This window comes from Desulforegulaceae bacterium, from assembly GCA_034006035.1.
Lineage (GTDB): Bacteria > Desulfobacterota > Desulfobacteria > Desulfobacterales > JACKCP01 > JACKCP01.
Window position 1 is genome coordinate 33,775 of record JAVETN010000016.1, and the last position, 20,349, is coordinate 54,123.

Annotated in this window: 19 protein-coding genes; 9 read left to right on the plus strand and 10 right to left on the minus strand. The window is 33.2% G+C overall.

Annotated elements, in window-relative coordinates:
- The first annotated feature begins 278 nt into the window (after positions 1-278).
- Positions 279-842: a GerMN domain-containing protein gene (locus tag RBR53_10775; GenBank protein MDY0133137.1), complete on the plus strand. Its 564-nt coding sequence runs from the start codon at positions 279-281 to the stop codon at positions 840-842.
- Positions 839-2,881 carry an elongation factor G gene (fusA, locus tag RBR53_10780; GenBank protein ID MDY0133138.1) on the plus strand — a complete coding sequence of 681 codons (2,043 nt, stop codon included), beginning with the start codon at positions 839-841 and terminating at the stop codon, positions 2,879-2,881. Before RBR53_10775 ends, fusA begins: the two co-directional genes overlap by 4 nt.
- 129 nt (positions 2,882-3,010) lie before the next feature.
- Here fusA and RBR53_10785 read toward each other — a convergent pair whose 3' ends face one another.
- Entirely contained in the window at positions 3,011-4,534 is a 1,524-nt protein-coding gene (locus tag RBR53_10785) for a M48 family metalloprotease (GenBank protein ID MDY0133139.1), read from the minus strand.
- A 102-nt stretch (positions 4,535-4,636) separates the two neighbouring features.
- On the opposite strand from RBR53_10785, the gene RBR53_10790 reads away from it, so the two are divergent.
- The 7 genes from RBR53_10790 (at position 4,637) to RBR53_10820 (ending at position 12,045) form a co-directional block, all read left to right on the plus strand.
- The gene (locus tag RBR53_10790; protein ID MDY0133140.1) at positions 4,637-5,401 is read left to right on the plus strand and encodes a ParA family protein; all 765 of its coding nucleotides are present in this window, start codon (positions 4,637-4,639) and stop codon (positions 5,399-5,401) included.
- 18 nt (positions 5,402-5,419) lie between these two features.
- Positions 5,420-6,334 (plus strand): ParB/RepB/Spo0J family partition protein, encoded by a 915-nt coding sequence (locus RBR53_10795; protein MDY0133141.1) that lies wholly within the window; start codon positions 5,420-5,422, stop codon positions 6,332-6,334.
- A 1-nt stretch (position 6,335) separates the two neighbouring features.
- On the plus strand, positions 6,336-8,087 hold the full coding sequence (gene ispH, locus RBR53_10800; protein ID MDY0133142.1) for a 4-hydroxy-3-methylbut-2-enyl diphosphate reductase: 1,752 nt from the start codon (positions 6,336-6,338) through the stop codon (positions 8,085-8,087).
- Positions 8,069-8,893: an isochorismatase family protein gene (locus tag RBR53_10805; GenBank protein ID MDY0133143.1), complete on the plus strand. Its 825-nt coding sequence runs from the start codon at positions 8,069-8,071 to the stop codon at positions 8,891-8,893. Before ispH ends, RBR53_10805 begins: the two co-directional genes overlap by 19 nt.
- Position 8,894: 1 nt before the next feature.
- Positions 8,895-10,217 carry a nicotinate phosphoribosyltransferase gene (locus RBR53_10810; GenBank protein ID MDY0133144.1) on the plus strand — a complete coding sequence of 441 codons (1,323 nt, stop codon included), beginning with the start codon at positions 8,895-8,897 and terminating at the stop codon, positions 10,215-10,217.
- Positions 10,218-10,312: 95 nt separating this feature from the next.
- A complete protein-coding gene (locus tag RBR53_10815) occupies positions 10,313-10,717 on the plus strand; it encodes a thioesterase family protein (GenBank protein MDY0133145.1) in 405 nt (134 codons plus the stop codon).
- Positions 10,718-10,878: 161 nt separating this feature from the next.
- Complete coding sequence (locus tag RBR53_10820) at positions 10,879-12,045, plus strand: diguanylate cyclase (GenBank protein MDY0133146.1); 1,167 nt, start codon at positions 10,879-10,881, stop codon at positions 12,043-12,045.
- A gap of 230 nt (positions 12,046-12,275) precedes the next feature.
- Here RBR53_10820 and RBR53_10825 read toward each other — a convergent pair whose 3' ends face one another.
- The 9 genes from RBR53_10825 to RBR53_10865 all read right to left on the minus strand — a co-directional run.
- The gene (locus RBR53_10825) at positions 12,276-12,629 is read right to left on the minus strand and encodes a PilZ domain-containing protein (protein ID MDY0133147.1); all 354 of its coding nucleotides are present in this window, start codon (positions 12,627-12,629) and stop codon (positions 12,276-12,278) included.
- 415 nt (positions 12,630-13,044) lie between these two features.
- Positions 13,045-14,157, minus strand: a complete 1,113-nt coding sequence (locus tag RBR53_10830) for an SO_0444 family Cu/Zn efflux transporter (GenBank protein ID MDY0133148.1) — start codon at positions 14,155-14,157, stop codon at positions 13,045-13,047.
- 357 nt (positions 14,158-14,514) lie between these two features.
- A complete protein-coding gene (locus RBR53_10835) occupies positions 14,515-14,865 on the minus strand; it encodes a metalloregulator ArsR/SmtB family transcription factor (protein ID MDY0133149.1) in 351 nt (116 codons plus the stop codon).
- A 472-nt stretch (positions 14,866-15,337) separates the two neighbouring features.
- On the minus strand, positions 15,338-17,338 hold the full coding sequence (locus RBR53_10840) for a methyl-accepting chemotaxis protein (protein MDY0133150.1): 2,001 nt from the start codon (positions 17,336-17,338) through the stop codon (positions 15,338-15,340).
- A gap of 568 nt (positions 17,339-17,906) precedes the next feature.
- A complete protein-coding gene (locus RBR53_10845) occupies positions 17,907-18,665 on the minus strand; it encodes a nitrilase-related carbon-nitrogen hydrolase (GenBank protein MDY0133151.1) in 759 nt (252 codons plus the stop codon).
- A 53-nt stretch (positions 18,666-18,718) separates the two neighbouring features.
- Entirely contained in the window at positions 18,719-19,171 is a 453-nt protein-coding gene (locus RBR53_10850; protein ID MDY0133152.1) for an AsnC family transcriptional regulator, read from the minus strand.
- Complete coding sequence (locus tag RBR53_10855) at positions 19,171-19,566, minus strand: secondary thiamine-phosphate synthase enzyme YjbQ (protein ID MDY0133153.1); 396 nt, start codon at positions 19,564-19,566, stop codon at positions 19,171-19,173. The genes RBR53_10850 and RBR53_10855 overlap by 1 nt, the downstream gene beginning before the upstream one ends.
- A 98-nt stretch (positions 19,567-19,664) precedes the next feature.
- Positions 19,665-19,982, minus strand: a complete 318-nt coding sequence (locus RBR53_10860) for a TusE/DsrC/DsvC family sulfur relay protein (protein MDY0133154.1) — start codon at positions 19,980-19,982, stop codon at positions 19,665-19,667.
- Positions 19,983-20,226: 244 nt separating this feature from the next.
- Positions 20,227-20,349, minus strand: a 123-nt coding sequence (locus RBR53_10865; protein MDY0133155.1) for a heterodisulfide reductase subunit F, incomplete at its 5' end; no start/stop codon positions are given.

Sequence of the window (20,349 nt, forward strand, 5' to 3'; positions counted from 1 at the left end):
TAAATCAAAAAAACAATTCACCTAAAAAACCCAAATAAAACCTAAGATAATCAACCTCCAGCCCCTGGCAATCTTTATAAACTCTTAATATCCGATTTTATTTACCCCTTCACCTCCATTAACTTGACATAAGCTGATTATCATTCTATTAAATTTAGGTTATACAAATAATAATAAAAAATTTAGTCTAACCTTAAAAACCTTATCATCAGGCTTAACCGGGGTAAATTTTTTTACGATTAATATTTTTGTAATCCAAAACTTTTCGGGCTGAACAAATGAAACTCTCAAAAAAAACAATTATTATTTTACTCCTGATTCTTTTAACAATAAGCACTGCTTTTATTTTACTAAAAAAAGACAAAGGTTTAGAACAGAAAAAAACCTATAAAATCGATCTTCCTGATAAACAAATTCGAGGCAAAGAAGTGTTTTTATATTTCACCAATTCTGAAAATTCAGCACTTAAAGCTGAAAAACACAGGGTTGAGTTTAATTCTGATACCAGAAAATTTGCCCAGGAACTAATTGAAACTTTGTTAAAAGGCCCTTCCGATTCAAGCCTTATGAGTGCAATGCCTGAAGGAACCAAACTTTTATCATTATATATTCAAGACAATCTTGTGGCTGTAATTGACTTTTCAGAAGAAATTAGACAAAATCATCCCGGCGGAAGCCAGGCAGAGATATTGACAATATATTCCATAGTCAATACCCTCACCTTAAACATAGAAGAAGTTAAAGAAATTAAAATTTTAATAAACGGAAATGAAGCTGAAACCCTTGCGGGTCATATAGCTTTAAGTTTTCCACTAAAAGAGAATTTGGCAATAGTAAAATGAGCAAACAGCAAAAAAACATAGAAAATTTCCGTAATATCGGAATTATGGCACATATTGATGCCGGTAAGACAACAGTTTCAGAAAGAATTTTATATTATACAGGCCGCTCCCATAAAATAGGGGAAGTTCATGACGGTGAAGCTGTAATGGACTGGATGGAAGATGAACAGCAAAGAGGGATAACAATCTCCTCGGCTGTTACCACCTGTGATTGGAAAAACCACCAGATTCAGCTTATAGATACTCCTGGTCATGTTGACTTTACCATTGAAGTTGAAAGAGCACTAAGGGTGCTTGACGGAGCAGTTGCAGTTTTTTGCGGGGTTGGAGGAGTTGAACCCCAGTCTGAAACAGTATGGAGACAAGGCGATAGGTACAAAGTTCCAAAACTTGCATTTATAAATAAAATGGACAGGGTTGGAGCAAATTTTTTAGGCGCTGTCGAAATGATGAAGGATAAGCTAGGTGCAAATCCTGTTATAATGCAGCTTCCTGTGGGAAGTGAAAATAATTTCGACGGAGTTATAGACCTCCTTAAAATGAAAAAAATAGAATGGAGCTCTGATGAAATAACAGCAGAGTTCTATGAAACGAAGATCCCAGACCATATGGAAGAAGAAGCTTTAAAATACAGGGAAGAACTAATTGAAAAGGCTGCTGACTTTGATGATGAAATTATGGAAAAATTTTTATCTGAAGAAGAAATTTCCTCAGAATCCATTTCAAAAGCAATAAGAAAAGCTACAATAAGCCTTGAACTTGTTCCTGTTTTTTGCGGTTCAGCTCTTAAAAACAAAGGAATTCAGCCTTTGCTTGATGCTGTAATCGACTATCTTCCAGATCCTGTTGAAGTTGAGCAAACAGGGGGGATTGATCCTGAAACAAAAGAAATCAAAAAATTTGAACCAAAGGAAAAATCTCCTCTTTCAGCCTTAGTTTTCAAAGTATCATATATAGATGGAAGAAAGCTTTCCTTTGCAAGAGTTTATTCAGGAAAACTAGAAGCAGGAAAGGAAATTTACAATCCCTTTCTTAATAAAAAAGAAAGAATTTCAAGGCTTCTTTTGATGCACGCCAACAAAAGAACAAGAATTGACTCAGCAGGGCCAGGAAGTATAATTGGAGTTGTAGGCCCTAAATTCTCTTCTACAGGAGATACTCTTTGCAGTGAAGAAAACAAAATTCTTCTTGAACGGATTGACTCCTATGAACCAGTTATTTCAATAGCAATAGAACCAAAAACCCATGGAGATCAAGACAAGCTTTATGAAGTGGTTGAAAAGTTTGTTTTTGAAGACCCTACCCTTAAAACAAAAACAGATGAAGACACAGGTCAGATAATTTTATCAGGGATGGGAGAGCTCCATTTAGATATTATTATAAGAAGGATGATGAGAGAGTTTCATACTGAAGTAAGTGTGGGAAAACCCCAGGTTGTTTACAGGGAAGCCATTGCAAAAGCTGTTATGGAAAAAGCTGTTTTTGACAGAGAAATAAACAATGTAAATCATTATGCTGAAGTTGAAATCAGGGTTTCCCCTCTTCAAAGGGGAGCTGGTAACAGATTTGAGTCAAAAATAAAACTTGAAGATGAAAAACTCCAGTCTTTTGTAGTTGAGCATATAGAGCAGGCTCTTACCCAGGCTCTTGGAAGCGGGGCTTTAATGGGATATCCTGTTGCAGACACTTTAGTTGAATTAAGACAATTTAAGGGAAAAGATGAGTTCCCCACAATAATTTCGTTAAAAGCAGCCTCTTCAATGGCCCTAAGAAATGCTCTTTCAAATGCAGAGCCTTTTCTTTTAGAACCTATAATGGACGTTGAAATTTTTGTACCTGAAGAATTTATGGGGGATGTAATAGGGAACTTAAATTCAAGAGGCGGAAAAATTGAAGCTATAAATCCAAAAGCAGGAATTCAGGAAATAATGGCAAAAGCTCCTCTTTCTTCACTTTTTGGATATTCAACTGATTTAAGATCCTCTTCCCAGGGAAGAGCTACATTTACAATGAAATTTTCACATTTTGATAAAATTTAAATTATTATTGCCATCTGGGGGGCGGACTATTATCCGCCCACTCAAATATCCGCAATTTCAAATTATTTAGAAAAAGGGCAGAAACAGATTATGCCCTTACACAACTCCACGATACAAAATTCCATTGTTTTAAATAATCAAATTCCCAAACACTCCATCAGGTAATGAATTCAATCTAATTGATTTCTTAATCAATCGAAACTGAGCTTTTTCTTCACCATCTTCTTTTTCAGACTTTTTCTTTTTCTTTTTTCCCCTGTTCAAAAAAGCCTTCAATCTTTCATCTACCTCTGATTTTTCTTTTCCATCAAGAAGAGAGGCTGCTTTTTTATAATGAAAAACAGTTAAATCATTATCATTTCTAAGCTCATGATATCTTCCAAGATAATAATGGGAAAGCCCTGAATAACCAGACTTTTCATTTGCAACAGCATTGTAATACCAAAGATAGAGTATCTCAGGATGTTTAAGAGTGAGAATATCAAAAAGCTCCTTTGCCCTTTCATAGTTTTCAAGCTCAAGATAAGCTCTCCCCCTGAAAACTTCTATTTCTAAAAAATCAACCCCATGGGCTTTTATTGTATTAAATTTTTGCAAAGCACTCTTAAAATCACCTTTGTAAAACAAGGTTTTTCCATAATCAAACAAAAGCTCACTGTCCAAGGCATTATATTTCAGGGCTTTTAAAAAATAGTATTTTGATTTTTCATATTCTTCGTTTTTCATGGCAAGAAGAGCAAGGCCATAATATGCTCCGGGTTTTTTTTGAGGATCTTTTTCCATTTCTTCAAATCTTTTAAGGGCAAAGTTTTTTTCTTCATAAAGTGCTGTTATTTTAATTTTTACTTTGTTAAATCTGCTGAACACTCCTTTTTCACCTCTGGTGCAGGTTTCAACCAGCTCTTTATTGTTATCTATAAATGAAGAAATATATTCTATTCTTTCCTTGGTTCCCGGATGGGTTCTCATATAAACAGGAGCATGTTCTTCTGTGAAATATTCCTTTGATCTCATTGTTTTTAAAATTTCAAGTAAACCTTCGGGCGAATAACCAGCCTTGGTAAGGTAAATCAGTCCCTTTTTATCAGCTTCCCTTTCATGCTCCCTGGAATATGAAAGCATGGCTGACTGGCCTAAAGCCTGGGTGCCTGCTATAAGACCCATTACAGCATCAGGATCTCCCCCGCTCATTCCAAGGGCTATTCCCGCTGCAAGGCCAGCAAGTGTTCCAAGGGAAATTTTCTTGGAATCTTCTACCTGCTGGGCAATATGTCTTGAAGTTACATGGGCTGCTTCATGGGCTAAAATACCAACAAGCTCACATTCTTCTTCCATGGCTGCAATCAAGCCCGTATGAACAAAAATATAACCGCCTGGAACTGCAAAAGCATTGTACTCTTTGTTTTTTATTATATGAAAACTAAAATCAAAAAGCCTATTATCTGAATTATCAACCACAACCTGACCTATATCATTTATGTATTTTACAATATAGGGATCTGTAACCACAGGGTAAGCCCGCTTTATTTGATTTAAAACTTCTCTTCCAATAACTTTTTCTTCTTTTACACTGAGCGAATATGAAAAATCAGGGATAATAAAAATTGAAAAAATTATTAGAAAAACTGAGACAAAAGAAAAATAAAATCTCATCATGATTCCTTTTTACTTGAAATAGACAGCCTAAATCTTATACTGCAAGCCATTGAGTTAATTATTTCAAAAATACAATATTTATGCTAGAGGAAATTTACTATGGCACAGGTTATAGCAATAGCAAATCAAAAGGGAGGTGTGGGCAAAACTACAACATCTGTAAACCTTGCAGCAGCATTTGCCCTTTCAAATAAAAAAACACTGCTTGTTGACTGTGATCCTCAGGCAAATGCAACTACAGGCTCAGGAATTGACAAGTTGGAGCTTGAAAACACACTTTACCAGCTTCTCATAGGGATGGCAGAAGCTAAAGAGGTTGTATGTGAAACAGAAACAAAAAACCTTTATATTATTCCTTCAAAGGTTGAACTCATAGGATTTGAAGTTGAAATTCTTTCTGAAGAGGACAGGGAAACTTATCTAGGATCAGCTTTAAATAAAATTAAAAACGATTATGAGTATATTATTCTTGACTGCCCTCCTTCATTAAGTCTTCTCACCTTGAATGCCCTTGCCTGTGCTGATACTGTACTGATTCCTCTTCAAAGTGAATTTTACGCACTTGAAGGTTTAAGTCAGCTTTTGCAGACAATAAAACGGGTTAAGCAAAGCATTAATAAAAATTTAAAAATTTCCGGCATTCTTTTAACAATGTTTGATAAAAGAACAAATCTTTCTGCCCAGGTTGAAGAAGACGCCAGAGCACATTTTAAAGATCTGGTTTTTAAAACCAAAATCCCTAGAAACATAAGGCTTTCTGAAGCACCGAGCTATGGAGTTCCTATTTTTTCATATGATCCGTCTTCAACAGGGGCAAAAAGTTACCTTCAGCTGGCAAAAGAAATAATTAAAAAAAACAAATAAAAATTACTGGCTCAAATAATGGAAAAAAAGAAAAAACTTGAAAAAAGAAGAGGCCTTGGAAAAGGCCTTGGAGCATTGCTCCCTGACATAGAACCTGAAATTGAAAAAGAGGAGGATGAAAAAGAATTTGTTAAAATTTCTATTAATCATCTTAAACAAAATCCTTATCAGCCAAGGAAAAAGTTTAGTGAAGAAGAAATTGAAGAACTGAGTCAGTCCATCAAAGAATATGGAATTCTTCAGCCCGTCCTTGTAAGACAAAGTCATGATAACAATGATGAATTTTACATAATTGCCGGAGAAAGAAGAGTAAGGGCTGCAAAACTTGCAGAACTTGAAAAAATTCCTGTGCTGATAAAAGAAATAACTGATGAACAAATGCTTCAAATTTCAATAATTGAAAACATTCAAAGAGAAAACCTAAACCCTGTTGAAGAAGCAAAAGCATTTAAAAGACTGATAAGCGAGTTTAATCGTACCCAGGAAGAACTTGCAAATATTGTAGGAAAAAGCAGACCAGCCATTTCAAACACATTAAGGCTTTTAAAACTTCCAGAAAACATTCTTGATTCTTTGTCAGACTCCCTTATTTCAGGAGGTCATGCAAGGGCACTTCTTGGAGCAAAAGACGAATTTATCCAAAACAAGGTCTTCTACGAAATCCTGGATAAAAAACTAAGCGTAAGAGAAACAGAACATCTTGTAAAAAGGCTCAATGAAAATGATATCAATTTAAGACCAAAACCAGCATTACCGCCTGAATACAAAACCATGGCTGTCAAACTTTCCCACCTAATCGGAACCAAAGTAAATATTTCAGCAAAAAAGAACAACACTGGAAAAATTGAAATAAACTTCAGGGATGAAAATGAATTAAATAAAATTTTTAAGCTTTTAAATTCAGTTGAAAATGAAAACCAGCAGGCAGGATAAAATGAAAGATGATATAATTATTGCAAAAACCTCAGGTTTTTGCATGGGTGTAAGAAGGGCAGTTGAAATTGCCCTTGATGAGGCAAATACAAAAAAAGGGGGGAAAATTCACACTTTCGGCCCTCTTATCCATAACCCCCAAGTACTAAAACTTCTTGAAGATAAAAAAATAAAATGCATAGAAAAAATTCCAGAAAAAGGTGAAGGCACTATAATCATTAGAGCCCATGGAATTCCTCCCCAATCAAAGAAAAAACTCAAAGAAGCAGGATTTCAGGTAGTTGATGCAACTTGTCCAAGGGTGATAAAAGTTCAGGCGATTATAAAAAAGCATTCAGCACAAGGCTATGAAGTGATAATTGCAGGAGATCATGACCATGCAGAAGTTATAGGACTTCTTGGGTATTCAGGCAAAAAAGGCCATGTAATAAACTCAATTGAAGAATTTGAAGCTCTTCCAGTATTTGAAAAAGCAATTATTGTTGCCCAAACAACCCAGAATACAAAATTTTACAAAAAACTTGAAGAAAAAATATCCAAAGATTTCCCTGACTATAAGTTTTTCAATACAATTTGTGATTCAACAGAAAAAAGACAGGAAGAAATAAAAAGAATTTCAAAAAAAGTTGATGCTGTGATTGTTGTTGGAGGAAAAACAAGCGGAAACACAAAAAGACTAAAAGAAGTTGCTTCCCAGGAAGGTAAAACAGCTTTTCATATTGAAGACGAGTCAGAGCTTGATATGGATTTTATTGCCTCCCAGAAAAAAATTGCAATAACAGCGGGAGCTTCAACTCCAAACTGGGTAATTTCACAGGTTTACAAAGCAATAAAAACAGCAAGACTTAAAAAGAATAAAAGCTCATTTTTATTTTGTTTTGTAATTCTTAAGTTTCTGCTTCGTTCAAATATTCTTCTTGCACTTGGAGCTGGAGCACTTTCAACTGCAGCTGCAGTTCTTCTTGATCTTTCTCCTATAAAAATAAGTACAATTCTTTGTGTATCCCTTTATATTTTTTCAATCCATACAATAAACAACCTGACCCTTATAGATTCAGACAGATTCAATGACCCTCAAAAAGCAGACGTTTATGATAAATTCAAAATTCCTTTGTTGTTAATGGCCCTGGTTGCCGGAATTTTATGTGTATGGATTTCATTTCATCTTGGTATTCTTCCTTTTTTGACAATTCTTTTTATGTGTGCTGCCGGACTTTGCTATAAGCTGCCCATAATAAATATTCCTGGAATTACCAAAGGATTTGAACCATTAAGTAAAATAAAAGGCTCAAAAGCAATTCTCATTGGAGGAGCCTGGGGAACTCTTTGTACAATTCTGCCTGTTTTTTCTGCAGCAAGCTTTGGCTTCTCAAAAATACCCGGAGTTTTTGTTGTTTTTGTTTTTTGTGCTTCAATGGCACTTTTCAGAACAATGTGGGTTGATATTATAGAAATCCAGGGAAACAAAATTGCTGGAGAAATTACAATCCCAATTTTATACGGAGAAAAGAAAACAGCTGAGTTTATAAAATATCTTCTTTTAGCCATGATTTTACTTTTATTTATATCCTCTTTTTTGGGAATAATCACAAAATTTGGATATCTTCTTATGATTTATCCTGCTCTTTCGCTTGGATTTATAATTTCAAGCAGTAAAAAAGAAATTCAGCCAGGATTTTTTGATGATATAATCACAGAAAGTATATTTATTACAGCGGGAGTACTTGCTCTTTTATGGAAGATTTTTACCTGACAAAACCTGTTAAATTAGAAATAACCAATGAACTTGATCTTCACAATTTCAAGCCCGGGGAAGTAAAGGAACTTATTGAAGAATATATTTATCAATGTATAAAGATAAATATATTTGAGGTAAGAATAATTCACGGCAAAGGCAAGGGTATTTTAAGAAAAAAAGTGGAAAGTGTTCTTAAAAAAAACACCTTTGTCAAAAGTTTTAGCACAGCCTCCCCAGGATCCGGTTTCTGGGGAGCCACAATTGCCGTTTTAAAAAAACCTGATGAGGACAAAAAAATGAACTCTGATAAATGCCTTATAATAGTTGATATGCTCAATGATTTTATAGATAAAAAAGGAGCTTTATTCAGCGGAAAAACTGCACAAAAAGCTTGTGAAAAGATAAAACTCAGGCTTGATGAATTCAGAAAAAACAATCATCCTGTAATTTTTCTTAAAGACAGCCATGATCTAAATGACAAAGAATTTGAAAAATTTCCAAAACATTGTGTAAAAAACACCTGGGGATCTAAAATAATTGATGAACTCAAGCCCCTTGAAAATGAAATAATAATTGAAAAAACAAGATACAGTGGATTTTACAATACAAGGCTTGACCAGGTTTTAAGAAAAATCAACCCCAAATCAATTTATCTTTGCGGAGTATGTACTTCAATTTGTGTAATGGATACAGCAGGAGGACTTGCAAACAGAGATTACAAAGTAATTATCCATGAAAATGAAACAGCTGACTTTGATGAAGAAATGCATGTTTTTTCAATCAAAAGAATGAAGAACATATATGGAGTAGAAATAATCTAAAATGATTTTAAAAAATTCCATCTCCCCTCTTTTCACAGATTTTTACGAACTCACCATGATGGCCGGCTATTTTAAAAACAAAATGAACAAAGAGGCTGTTTTTTCTGTTTCTTTAAGGCTCGATGAAAAAAGAAATTTTTTTGTTTTTTCAGGCCTTGAAACTGTTTTAAACTGGATTTTAAACTTAAAATTTTCTGAAGAAGAAATTGATTTTTTAAAATCTATGGAAATGTTTGAAGATGATTTTCTTGACTGGCTTAAAAACTACAAATTTACCGGAGAAATTATTTCCATGGACGAAGGGGAAATATTTTTTGGAAACGAGCCTGTAATGGAAATCACAGCTCCCATAATGGAAGCCCAACTTCTTGAAACAATGGTTGTAAATGCAATAAATTTTGAATCAATGATCGCCACTAAAGCGGCAAGATGCATTTTCAGTTCAAAAAACATCCCTATTTCAGACTTTGCCTCAAGAAGAACCCAGGGAATTGATGCAGGGATTAAAACTGCCAGATCTTCATATCTTGCAGGATTTACGGGCACAAGTAATGTGCTTGCCTCAAAACTTTATTCAATTCCTGTTACCGGAACAATGGCCCATTCATTTGTAACTGCCTTTGAAAATGAAAAAGATTCCTTTTATGCATTTTCAAAAACATTTCCTGATCACAGCGTTTTACTTATAGACAGTTATGACACAATAAAAGGTGCAAAAACTGCTGTTAAAATAGCAAAAATCATGGAATCAGAAGGCAAAAAGCTGGTTGGGGTAAGGCTTGACAGCGGTGACATGGCAAAGCTGAGCAAAGAAGTAAGAAAAATTCTTGATAAAAACAATCTTTCCTATGTAAAAATTTTTGCCTCAGGAGGATTTGATGAATATAAAATCAAAAAAACAATTGAAAGCAAAGCTCAAATTGATGCCTTTGGAGTTGGAACTTCAATGGGAGTTTCAAGCGACTCTCCATACCATAACACAGTATTCAAACTTTGCAGGTTTGATGGAAGAAATGTAAAAAAGCTTAGTAAAAACAAACAAACCCTTGCAGGAACCAAACAAGTATACAGATTTTTTGATGAAAATTTATTTATGACAAAAGATATAATAGGAACAAGGAATGAAAACTTTGAAAATGCCTCAAAGATTTTAAAACTCAAATTAAAAAATGGAAAGCTTATTGAAAAATTAAAAGGAGTTGAGCATTCAAGAAATAATTTTAAGTTAAATTTTAAAAAGCTCCCCTGCCAATATAAAGAAATAGATTCTAAATCAAATTTTCCTGTAACCATAAGTGAAAACCTTAATCTTCTTCAATTATAAAGTTTTTTCACAAAAAAACTTTAATATTTTCATTTGACCAAACCTAGTTTTTCTCTTAAGTTCCTCTAAAATATTTATCTTAGTTAAGGAGAAAAATGGAACCGGAAATTAAAATTAGAGGATACCACACAGATTTTTACAACCATGTAAACAATGCCAGATACCTTGAATTTCTTGAAGAAGGAAGATGGCAGCTTTTTGAGGACTATCTTTCTGGAAGTGAATTTGCAACAGGGCAATATTTGTTTTATGTGGTAAACATAAACATTTCATATTTAGGCCAGGCAAAAATAGATGATATAGTAGTGGTCAAGTCAGGGATGCTCAGGTTTGGAAATAAAAGTGCGGCATTCAGGCAGCAGGTTGTAAATAAAAAGACAAATCAGGTTGTTGCAGATGCTGAAGTTACTTTTGTTATTGCTGGAACAGAAGGCAAGGCTCTTAAAATTGATGGAGAAATAAAAGAACTTCTTTCAAAAATCCCTCCATTTAAAAACTGATTTTTCATCAACACCAGAGTTTGATATTTTAATTAATTAAAGTATAATAGCTTACTTCTGAAAATATTGTTTATTTATAAAAATCCTGCCTTGGCAAAAGGCAGGATTTTACCCCCTGGTCAATAGAAGTTAAACCCAATTTTTTACGGAGCAAATATATCTTGAAAGATAAAATTATTGGCAGCAACGGTGAATTTATAAATAAAAAGCTTGAGAATAACTTCATGTCTGAAACCTGGCCAGAACAGATCAAACCTGTGATTTTGATAACTCTTTTAATTATTATTGGTTCTTTTTCTATTGATACTAAAAAAATTATTCTATTTAATTTTACAAATGATTTAACTATTCTTCTGGCCTTAAAATCCATGGTTTTTCTCACAGGAATTTTTCTAATCCTATTTAATCTGACTCAGTCACTTATAAAATCTTCTTCTCTTATCACATTTGTGTTCATTGTCAGCTCAGGCCTATATCTTACTGGAGAAACCATTATAAAATCAGAAACAATCACTATAACTTTTTCTATTCTTATACTTTTAATTTTCCTTTTTTATTTTTTTTATAATTTCAAAGTTTTTTATATAACCCTGGGATGTATTTTAACTTCAGTACTATTTGTATCTGGTAATTACTATTACAATAAAATGGAAATAACCTACCTTATTGTCATCTCAATTATTCTTTTGATTGCCAATCTTGGAGGTTTTTTTTCTTACCTCAAAATTTCTCAATTAAAAAGAAAAGCATATTTCCTTGAAATCAAAAAGAACAAGCTTAGAAACAATGTTTTAAAATATAAAATGGAACAAAAATCCAAAGAAAATGAGCTTTTAAATTACAATGAGGAAAAAAAAGAAACCAATAGCCAGTCAAATGGTTTTTTTGAAAAGCTTGAAGAAGAATTTTTAAGGAGCAAAAGATATTCAACAGAATTGTCTGTTCTTATAATAAAAATCAATAAGTTTGATATGATAATTAATAGACTTGGAGAAAAAACAGCAGATTTTATTTCAAAAGATTTTCAAAAGACCTGCAAACAAGAAATCAGGCCAGCAGGAGATTTTTTTGAACAAACATCAAAAAATGAATTCAGCTTTCTTCTTCCTTCAACAGATGAGTACGGGACAGTTTCCCTGTTAGAAAGATTAACTGATAAGACAAGCAAAAAAACATACAAAATTAAAGATAAAAAATTTAAAATAACCATAAATTCAGGAATAGCCTGTCTTGCCAATGAAAAAGATCCTCTTGCTCTTTTTGAACATGCAAAAACTGCTTTGTCTCAATCAAAATATAAATCAACAAAGGAAGCAGTCTTTTTTTAAAAAAGTTTAATTATTCAGTTTAAATTGGAACGAACGCTGCATTATTTATTCAATACTGTTTTTTTTATTATTTTTAGCTGAATAGTTACAAAATTATAAGTATTGGCTTCAGCTAAAAACCGGGATTTTGGTTTCATTACAGAACTGATGCTTATTTTTTCTTTTACCCTGGAGTATAAATTAAATCGAACAAAGCCTTTTATTGACCTTGTTCGATTTTTAAAAAAAAATTACTCAAATTCAACTCCTATTCTATATCTTGGATATCTTGAAGAAAAAGGCTGATAAAACTTTGCCCACACAACACTTCCTTTTTCATAACTTTCGGCATTTTTATCGCCGTTGGATAAATAAAGTGTAGTTCCTCTTACAAAGGGATAATCCGAAATAAAACTCATCCCATGATTTGAAACATCAAAAACTTTTGCTTTATATGCCTCACCGTCGGGTTTTCTCTTGTAAGAAAAAGACTCATGGAAATTCATCCTCCTTTTATCCCTTTCATCGTAAACAAAATAACCACCCTGCTCATTTCTAAAACACACTTTTTTTCTTTCATTTCTTTCATGATGCTCTAAATTCATAATGCCCTCCTTTTTTAAGTAAAAAGTAGTAACTTATGGTTTGCTCACATGAAAATTAAAAAAATGATTTATATATATAATACATTGTCTATCTACCTAAAATCAATATAAATTTTTATGTAAACTTAGTTTACATAAAAAAATAGAAATATTAAAACACCTTAAGATTTCAAATCAAATTGATACATTTAATCTCAGAATTTAAGCGATGTTATTATTCAATTATCATTTAAAACTTTGTAGTAATTGTTGTGTTTAATCTGGAGGTACTGCTACATTCTTTCTAAGTCTGATTCTAGCTTTAACTTTAATGCAGGAGATAAAAAAATATCTCCTGAAAGGTGTTTTCACAAAACTTATACTGTCCATACTTTCATCAGACTTTTTTTCAGTTTTTTAGCTGAGTAATCAGGCCTTATCTGAATCTAATTTTTTTAATAAACGGATAAATAATCAAAAAAGATAAAATCATTGTTGAAATCAACTTGATATAAAAACCTGGTTCTGAAATTATTTCAACTGAAGAAGGCAATATTTGAAACGACCAGTTAAAATAAATCCAATCAGTTACGATCCCGGCAATAACAGATGTCACTATTATTCCCAACAAATAAATAATGGCTGATCTTTTTCCTATTATTTTACTAACCATACTAAATGATGCTGCATTGGTAGCAGGCCCTGCAAGTAAAAAAATCATTGCTGCCCCGGGAGATACTCCGGTCATTAAAAAAGCTGCTGCAACAGGTGTTGAGGAAGACGCACACACATATAAAGGAACAGAAACTCCAAGCATGGCCCCCATTACCAAAAATCTGTTTTTATCTGAAACAGCTGCAACCATTTCAGGAGTAATAAATACTGCAATAATTGCTGCAAAAAAAACTCCAATTATAAACCATAATGAAATATCAGAAATCAGATCAATAAAAGCAAACTTCATTCCTTTTTTAAATTTTAAAGATAAGGAATCAGGGCCTTTTTTATTGTTTAAAGAAAAAATTTCATGGGGGTGGTTTAAAACAAAAGAATTTTTCTTTTCATGGTCCAAAGAACTACAACACCCACTGCTGCAAGTTGTCTGAGTTATCGTCTCTTCTGTTAGATCATCTTTGTTGTTACCTAAAAAATGAACAAGAAATCCTGTTACCAATGCTGAAAAAAACGCAGCAACAGGTCTAATTACAGCCATGACAGGGCCAAGGAGAGCATAGGTTATTGCAATTGAGTCAACTCCTGTTTCAGGGGTTGACACTAAAAAAGACACAACAGAGCCTTTCCCTCCTCCCTGTTTTCTTATTCCTGCAGCCGCCGGAACTACACCACAGCTGCAAAGAGGTATTGGAATTCCAAATGCAGAGGCTTTTAAAATACCCGATTTTTTGCCTGATCCAATATGTTTTTTTACCAAATCATCCGGAAGAAAAGCCTTTAAAAGTCCAGCAACAAAAAAACCAAGAAGCATATATGGCGAAGCTTCCATTAAAAAATAAAAAAATTCTTTTATAATATCCACAATTAAATTCATAACCCACCTATGTATTATCATTTGAACACTTATTCATATATAAACAAAAAAAAAGACAACTTCAATAAAAAATATGCTTTTTTTAATGATTCTTAATTTAAAAACTTAATTTTGAATTTAAATATTTTAAAAATTACCGCATACAAGAAATATTTACTTCAAGGTTTCTTTTTACTGAGATGATGTAAGCAAATGATGCAGATACAATATCTTACCTCAAAACCTTTACAATAAAAAAGCTTTGAAGATGCTACATCATATATATGGAGAGGATTAGTTGATATTAGAATTAAACTCTAAATCTCATGTCACAATGAATAAAAAGACTATTTTAGGTACGATGCTAAATAAAACAAATTATTCCTGAACATGTTCAAGACCGGTTTTAATAAGAAAACTAACATGGTCATCATCAAGACTATAAATGACATTTTTACCATTTCGCCTGAATTTAACTATTTTTGCAGCTCTTAAGACTCTCAGCTGATGAGAAACAGCAGAAGAGCCCATTTCCATAATTTCTGCTATATCGCATACACAAAGTTCTGAATTTGATAATGCATCAAGAATTTTTATTCTTGTGGGATCTCCCAATACTTTAAAAAGCTCAGCAAGTGAAAAAAGATCTTCAGTGTCTTTTAGTTTTGATTTGACTTTTTCTATAATTTGGGGATTTGAACACAAACTGAGACACGCATCATTAATCATTTTTTCTCCGGATGTTAAGTCAGTCAAACAATAAACTCCCTGAAATTAAGATGGATAGCTGCTGAACAAAAAATTTTAGTTTTTAATCAAAAAACAAAGTAACTATTCAGCTAAAAAACTAAAAAAAATCCAGTTTGCTGAAAAAAACGGATGCTGCATTTTTTCTGAACCGATTTCAGGAAATAGTTTTTTATCTCCTGTCTCGGAGCTTAAGCGAGAATGAGGCTAAAAAAGAATGCAGTATTCGTCCCAATTTTAACTGAATAATTATTAAACAAATAACAGTCTCATTTAGACTAACAATAAATATCATCAGTACATTTTAAAGTCAATCAGGTCAAATCTAAATTGAGGGTTTCATATTTTGAGAGTGATTATCATTTTATGAAATAAAAAATCCCCTCCAAGACTAAAGTTTTGGTGGGGATTCTATTATTTAAGACCTGTCATTACCAGTATTACAAAAACTAAACTAGACTTTAAATCTACCTACAATAGCATTTAGCTGGCCTGACATTTTACTTAAAAGCTCGGAGCTTGTTTTTATCTGGCTTATTCCAGCTGAAATTTCATCTGTTTCATCACTTACCATGGCAATATCCGAAGCAATTTGATTTGATACATGGGCACTCTCATTTATCCGCTTATTAACATCTACTACAGCCTCGGAAGCTTCACTTATATTTCTGGTAATTTCAATTGTTGCAGAAGACTGCTCTTCTACTGCTGCTGCAATTGTTGAAACAATGTCATCCACGTCTCCAATTACCTTTTTAATTTCACTTATATCTTCAACACTTAAATTAACAGAGCTTTGAACCTCTTCAATTTTTTCTCTAATATCAAGGGTTGCTCTTGCTGTTTGAATTGAAAGTTCCTTAATTTCATTTGCAACAACTGCAAATCCTTTTCCTGCTTCCCCTGCTCTTGCCGCTTCTATTGTTGCATTAAGAGACAAAAGATTGGTTTGTTGGGAAATATCTGTGATTACTTCTGTTACCTCACCAATTGACTGGGCAGCTTTGCCAAGTTCTTCCATTCGAGAGGATGCATTTTCAGACTTTTCAACAGCATCACGTGCAATTTCACTTGCCCTTTCAGTACTCTGGGCTATTTCACTTATTGTAGAATTCATTTCTTCTGCAGCTGAAGCGACCATATTTACATTTGTTGATGTCTCCTCCATTGCAGCGGCAACATCATTTGTATTTGCAGTCATTTCTTCTGCTGCGGCTGATACATCCATTCCTTTTGAAGAAACTTTTTTTGCCGCCTCGGTCATTTCCGAAGAAACAGCAGACAATTCAGTTGAGGAATTTGCAACTTCATTGGAATTTTGGCCTATCTCCTTAATCATTTCCTGCATTTTCCCCATAAAAACATTAAACCAATTGCACAACTCTCCTATCTCATCCCTGGTTCTTACTTCAAGACGCATGGTTAAGTCACCTTCACCTTCTGCAATATCTTTAAGCCCCTTAACTGCCTTGTTTACAGGGTTTACAATTGACTTGGAAGCAATTAAAATTAAAAAGATTGCAATTATAGAGGCAATTAAGCCCAAAATTAAAATAGAATTTCTTATCAGCCTGGGAGCTGAAAGGAATTCATCTGAATCCTGGGTAGTTGCAATATACCAATCATTAACTCCAACAGGAGCATATCCTGCAATTTTATCCACTCCGTAAAAAACATATCCATCAGCCCCAGCACTTCCTGAAAGCATTTTTTTTCTAAACTCTTCCATTTCATCAAGCTGGTTCATATTAAGGGTTAATATATGTTTTTCCACAGGATGAGAAAGAACAAGACCATTTTTATTAGTCATATACCCATAACCTGTTTCACCTATTTTTCTGCCTGAAATTAATTTTGCAAAATAATTCACCCTGATTGTTAGGCACAATGCACCTAAAATTTTACCATTGTCATTTTTTACAGGAACAGCCACAACACCTACAACTTCAGATGAAACTCTTGAACGTATAAGCTCTCCCATTGAAATTTCACCCGTATTCAAAGCTTGTTTAAAATATCCCCTGTCCGAAACGTCATACACCCCATAAAGTTCTCCAGAACTTTGCACACCAAAAAAAACCTCACCTTTAGAATCAGCCAGGAAAATTCCTTCATATTTTTCTCCCATAGCTCTGATAGTCAAAAAAAGATTATCATTTAAAACCTTTAAAACCTTATCAAGCTCTGAGGTATTTCCTTTATCTTTTGAATCAAAAGTCCTGATAACAAGATTTTTATCAGCCAGGATCTTTGCAACTATCATTTCTGCTTCAACAGCATTTCTAGTCATGGATGCTAGATCATTTGCAATTCCTTCAGCTTGATTTTTTGATATTTCAGTAATTGCCTCTGTAGATTTATTTACAGAAAAATAACCAAGAATGATTATTGGCAGAAGTACAATAATAAGACCTCCAACCATGAACTTAAAAGCAAGTGAATCTTTTTTCTTCATAACTCCTCCTTGGGAAATAATATATTAGTCATTTTATAATACTTATAAGTCGAGTCTTTAAAGAATACTAAGCCAATATAAACCTAGTTTTGGCAAACATTTTAAAAGGATTAAGCTGAAATCTTTTTTATTTTACCCTAAGATCTGAAATTTAATATTTTTATTTTCTAATACTCTTGAGATTGAACTTAAAGTTTCCAAAACTGAAATAAACCCTGGCTTTCTGCAATCAGCCAGGTATTCATTTTGTTAATTTTTCACAAATCCAGCTAAAAACCACTCACCAAATAACATTGTTCTCACAAAATAACAACACTTCCCATGTTAAACTAATTCCAAAAAAAAATCCCGTAATTTTTAAAATTACGGGATTTTTGAAAAACAAATTTTATTTATATAAAAGTATCAATGTTATTTTATAGTAAGATTAATTTATTCAAAATTACAGATGTTTCCAGGACAAACTATTCTCTTTAGCAAAAAACCAATCCGGTATTATTACTACCTACCAAATATTTATTCTTCTAAATCTTCCACAAGAAAATAAAAAACTGATTTTAAAAAATAATTATAAATTTTCTTTATAAAACTTTCCACGTCTATATTGGAAAAAATATCTCATTCTATGACTTTTAACTTCATGTATTTTTAATTTATCCGCCTTAAAATAAGCAATAGATTCTTTATCTTCAAGGCAAACATCTTCAACTTTACCAGAAGGGGAAACAAGGAAGGAAACTCCGGGGAAATAAAGATTGTTTTTATTTAGACCAGATTGATTTACAGGGATTACATAAACACCATTATCATAAGCTCTTGCAAGAAGATGTCTTTTCCAGGACTCAAACTTTTCACCTGGAGTACCCCTGGGAGATGCATGGGGCATTATTAAAAGCTCAGCACCTTTTTTTGCCATTATGGTTGAAATTTCAGGAAAATGAGCATCAAAACAAAGCTGAATTCCAAACTTCCAACCTAAAAAATCAAAAACCGGAAAATCATTTCCCGGAGTAAGGTGTGAAAGCTCTGGCGGACCCGGTTGAATTTTTCTATAAACTCCTTTTAGCTTTCCATTACTGAAAAAACCATGACTGGCAAACACCTTGCCTTCTTTTTTTTCAGCAAATCCGCATAAAAAAGAGATTCTATAATCCAACGATAAAAATTCAAGCTCTTTTATCAAATAAAAATCAGATTGAACTGCAGTTTTACAAACTGTTTTACCAGTAACATAACCTGTCAAATTAAGTTCAGGAAAAACAAGAAGATCGCATTGGGCCTTAGCAGCTTTTTGAATAAAAACCTTTGTCTTCTCAAAATTTTCCAAAATTTCACCAGGTTCAAATACTGATAATACTGCCCCCAGTTTTAATTTCTGCTTCATACCTTAAATTTTGCTCTAATTTTAAAAACATCTGTAGCCGGGAGATTAAGTATTTTATCAACTCCTGTTTTATCTGTTATTTCCTGAAGTTTTTTTTCAATTTCCTCCATTGATTGGGCTATAAAAGTAAACCACACATTAAATCTGTTGTTTCTTATATAATTATGAGTTACCCCATGGTAAGAATTGACTGTTTTAGAAAAAACATCAATTTTATCTTCACTTACTTCAGCAGCACAAAGAGTTGAAACAAATCCAAGTTTATCTGGAAAAAAATTACCCCCGATTCTTCTTATTATATCGCTTTTTCTTAAACTTTGTATTCTTTTGATAACTTCTTCTTCATCCAGTCCAAGTTTTTTTCCTATTTCTCTATAAGGCCTTTTTGAAATAGGAAAATCAGACTGAATTGAGTTAATTATCAATCTGTCTGTCTCATCCATTCCCATCAGTCTGCATTTAAAATGTTTATCCAAACTTTTCTGGTTCTTGGCCCATCAAACTCGCAGAAAAAAATTGCCTGCCAGGTTCCAAGTGCAAGCCTACCGTTATTTATTGCAACAACCTGACTTGCGCCAATAAGTGACGACTTTGCGTGAGCGTCTGAATTACCTTCCATATGTCTATAAGCAGGATCGTTTGGAACAAGCCTATTAAGTATCTGAATTATATCATATTCAACATTGGGATCTGCATTTTCATTTATTGTTACACCAGCAGTTGTGTGAGGCACAAAAATATGGCAAAAACCGTTTTTTACACCTGCCTCCCTGACAGCCTCTGAAACACCAGCTGTTATATCAATAAATTGATTTGATTCTTCAGAATTAACTTTTAAAAGCATTTTTTCCACAATCACAACCCTTTGCATTAAAGGTAAAAAAAAGCCCTGTCACTAGGACAAGGCTCTTTCTAACTTTATTGTGATAACTTAAAAAACTATTATACACAACCTGTCGGCTTTGGAAGTCCAGCCATTTTACAAGCTCCTTTTCCTGGTCCTGATGGAAACAGCTCGTAAATATACTTAAGTTTAAAACCAGTAAGTTTTGAAAGAACACGTACCATTGGAGCAATACCATTCTTCTTGTAGTAGTCCTGAAGAACTTCGATTACTTTCCAGTGCTCGTCTGTTAATTCTGCAATACCTTCTTCTTTTTTAACGTGCTCAACCCAATCTGGATTATAGTTGTTGAAATCGTCAAGAAAGCCGTCTTCATCAACAATAAATGTATGTCCATTAAATTCAACTTCTGCCATCACTTCCTCCTGTAAATATGTTTATAATTCTCTATTTTAGGCTTTTGCCCTTTTTTCCTGAATAAAAAAACTATTTAAAATACCAACTTGCTAATCTTAATAACCAAATGCAACTATATTGTCAATAGCCAAATTCCCATAGAATAGCAAAACAACTAAAAGCCCTTTAAATTTTCGCAAGAAATATGACCCAATAATGCTTATGCTAAAAGACAACCGGGCCTATGAAAGACCCGTACCGATTTTAGTACTCTCTTGGAGTCTTGTTAATCTGCTCCAGAGTAAAAACAGGGCCGTCCTTACAAACAAGCTCTTTTCCAATATTGCAGCGGCCGCACATTCCTATTCCGCACTTCATTCTGTTTTC